This window comes from Chamaesiphon sp. VAR_48_metabat_135_sub, from assembly GCF_031418915.1.
Taxonomy (GTDB): domain Bacteria; phylum Cyanobacteriota; class Cyanobacteriia; order Cyanobacteriales; family Chamaesiphonaceae; genus Chamaesiphon.
This window is the reverse complement of sequence record NZ_JANOJV010000222.1, coordinates 1-3,280: the sequence shown is the minus strand read 5'-3', so window position 1 is coordinate 3,280 and position 3,280 is coordinate 1. Positions and strand designations below refer to the sequence as shown.

5 protein-coding genes are annotated in these 3,280 nt (G+C 42.4%); all 5 read left to right on the top strand.

Annotation, left to right across the window (positions count from 1 at the left end; genetic code table 11):
* On the top strand, positions 1–774 hold a 774-nt coding region (locus RMO55_RS15910), incomplete at its 5' end, for a hypothetical protein (RefSeq protein ID WP_310428023.1).
* 104 nt (positions 775–878) lie between these two features.
* On the top strand, positions 879–1,028 hold the full coding sequence (locus RMO55_RS15905; protein ID WP_310428022.1) for a hypothetical protein: 150 nt from the start codon (positions 879–881) through the stop codon (positions 1,026–1,028).
* Entirely contained in the window at positions 1,029–2,156 is a 1,128-nt protein-coding gene (locus tag RMO55_RS15900; RefSeq protein WP_310428020.1) for a DUF932 domain-containing protein, read from the top strand.
* A gap of 5 nt (positions 2,157–2,161) precedes the next feature.
* Positions 2,162–2,536 (top strand): hypothetical protein, encoded by a 375-nt coding sequence (locus tag RMO55_RS15895; RefSeq protein WP_310428018.1) that lies wholly within the window; start codon positions 2,162–2,164, stop codon positions 2,534–2,536.
* A 92-nt stretch (positions 2,537–2,628) separates the two neighbouring features.
* On the top strand, positions 2,629–3,183 hold the full coding sequence (locus tag RMO55_RS15890; protein WP_310428016.1) for a siphovirus Gp157 family protein: 555 nt from the start codon (positions 2,629–2,631) through the stop codon (positions 3,181–3,183).
* The last annotated feature ends 97 nt before the right edge of the window (positions 3,184–3,280 follow it).

Genomic DNA, 3,280 nt, shown 5'->3' with positions numbered 1-3,280 from the left:
TACTGTCCTGTTTGCAACGGGCACAATCTTACTTTCTCCCCAACAGGTGCCTGGATGTGTTGGAACGAGCCTACCAGAGAACATCGGGTTGAGATTATGGCTCGACTGGTACCAGACTTTAAACAGTTCGCCAGTAGAGTCAAACCAGAATCTTGCCCTGTCATCATCCCCCGCATTCATCCAGCTCAACTCCACTTTCCGTTGATGAAAGATGACAGATTGGCTGAAGTAATGGGGGGGCGGACAGTTTATTGGTATTCCGAAAAGCAAAGGGTGGTTCGGATCGATTATCGCACGGACAAAGTAATCTTTCCTCAATCCTTGAACGGTAAGGAATGGATCGATGGTGCTGGCTCAAATCCTTGGATACCCTATGGATTATGCAGGCTGCTCCCCTATCCAGGCAAGATTAACCTCATCCTGGTGGTAGAGGGTCAAAAGTCTGTTGAGATCGCCCACTGTCGCGGTATCCCATCTCTGTGTTTGGAATCTGGTGACTATTCTAATCAAACCGCTTTCGATAAGCTCCGAGTGGTTAAAGAGCGGTTGGGGCGAGTCTTGTTGGTGGTGTTACCATATTACGATCTCGCTGGTAATCGTAAAGCAGAGCGGATTATCCATACTGCTAAATACTTTTCCTTGCCAACACTATTACTCAATCCTCTGCAAATTGAGTCGAATCTGAAAGTTGCTGATGATATCGAGCAAATGCCCAGTCTTGATGCCGATCGATTGATGGAAATTGTCAAGCGAATGTTATCCCCACCCAAATAATAGACGAGCGAATCAATAGACCCGCTTGTCTATTGTTGGCGAGTGATTTTGCGAGAACAAAATCACTCACTTATTCAATTACTGATTAGCAGCTTAATAGTGAAATGAATACTCTCATTCTACCAGATTTACTCACTGAAAATCTCATTGAAGTGACTGGATTTATCAATCTTTCTGATGAAGAACAACAGCTAGCGATGGACGAACAGTTGATGTTAGATCGCGAGGCTTATTACCAAGATTCTCAATATTAATTGCTTTCGATTTTTGTCGCCAAATTGCTACCCAGCTTGGCGATTTTTCTTGTCAACCATTACCAATATTTTAAAATCATGAAAACTGGACGCACGATCGTAGAACTAGCTCAAGAACTATTAGAGCAGCAGGAAAGCAAACGGGATTTCCATGCCAACACCAAAAGTTTGACAATGGTGCCTAATGGGGAATTTCAATTGGAAACAACCAGCGGTTTGGAATTAATGCCAGCTACTAGTTATGCTCATGCACAGATGGCATCTAAGCTCAGTATTCCTAAGATCTACTACGATCGAATGATGAGACAGTCGCCACATCTTTTGGCGGAAAATGTCAACCACTGGTTGGATGAACGGCAAGAAGAAACGAGTCTCATTCGTACTCTGCGTGGTCAAATGCGAGCTTTTTTGAGTAGCCGATATCGGATTGTCGATAATCATGACATTCTCGCAATGGTACTACCAGAACTCAGTGAGATGGGTAGTGGGATTAAAATTGCAAGTTGCCAAGTCACCGACGAAAGAATGTATATCAAGGTCATCAACACGGATATCGAAGCGGCAATTGCTGTCGGCGATCCAGTTCAAGCTGGCTTTATTTTGAGTAATGGTGAAATCGGGAATTCGAGTATTAGTGTCGAACCATTTATTTATCGATTAGTTTGCACTAATGGTCTAATTCTCAAAGACAAGAAGCAACGCAAAAATCATGCGGGACGTAGTGCTGAAAATAGTGATTTATATGCAATCGACACTATTCAAGCGATCGATGATGCTTTCAAGCTAAAAATTCGTGACTTAGTGAGAAATGCAATTAGTATCTCCACCTTCCAAAATGCTGTAGGAGACATGAAGATAGCCAAATCAAACCTAATCACTGGGAATCCAGTTAAGGCGGTTGAAGTGACGGCTAAGGCGATCGGACTGAGTGAAAATGAATCTGGTCTAGTGTTAAATCATTTGATTCGTAGTGGTGATCTGAGTAAATTTGGAATGCTCAATGCTGTTACTCGCACGGCTGAAGATATCGAGAGTTACGATCGCGCTACAGAAGTCGAGCGGCTTGGCTCCAGCGTCTTGTACTTGCCTACTAGCACTTGGGGCGAGGTGGCTACAGCGAATAATTAGGTAAAATGGAAGAGTCCAGCAAATGGCGATTTGCTGGACTCTTCAAAAGCACTAATAATATTCACTACCACTTTAACATCATGTCTCTCACGATCGAAACGGAACTCAAAGATATCTTCACTAAGATCGACCAACGCCTTGAGCGCATGGAACAAGGTCAAAATGAATTAAAATTGAGCGTATCTGAACTTAAAGGTGAAGTTAAAAACCTCAGCACAGAGCTAAAAGGTGAGATTAAAACTCTCGATGCCAAAGTTGATGGACTATCGACAAGAGTTGGTAATCAAGAATTACTGTTGAGAACTATTGTTGGTGGATTAATTCTAATCATTCTTGGCGGTGCCGCCAAAATGTTCGGAAATTTTCCTGCTAATCCATAGTCTTCCTGTCGAGTCTCCGACCTAAATATTAGCCCCAGTCACAACTTTTTGACTGGGGCTTTTCTTGTCTTCACTAATACTAGGAATTAATTATGGTTTCATTGATAGATTTAGAGTTAAACCGCGATAATCTAGTCGAACAAATTATGGCTACGATCGAGGAGGGCGAAACAGAAGGTACAACCGATTCTACTGTCATATTAGAGCAATTTGACCTGCTGGAAACGCAAATTGCCACCAAGGTAGATGCAATCGCTGCGGTAATTGCAGCCAAAGAGGGGGAAATTACCTACCTCAAAAAACGCCGCGACCACTTCAATGGTCAGATTGAAATCAGAGAAAATGCGTTATCAAACTTCAAAACTTATCTCAAGAAAATTGTAGAGAATCGTGATGATTCGACTATTAAAGGTCGAGAAGCGACTATCAAACTTGTCAAGAATGGTGGGAAACAACCGCTATGGACTAATGGGAATATTCCTGCGAAAGATTTTCCGGCAAATCTAGTCACAGTGCAAACTAGTTATAAAGTTTGCACCGATACAATTCGGCAACAGTTAGCGGAGTCTGGTGCAGAGGAATTGGTAGTTAATGGAGAAGTTTTAGCCAAGCTTCAGCCCAGAGGAACTCACCTCAGAATCGGTTAATCAATCGCAAACATTACTTTAAGGATATCCCATGTTAACTAGACTAATTGCTGCTCGTCAACACTTTATTTGTTTGCTGAATGGAGAATTTGAGAAC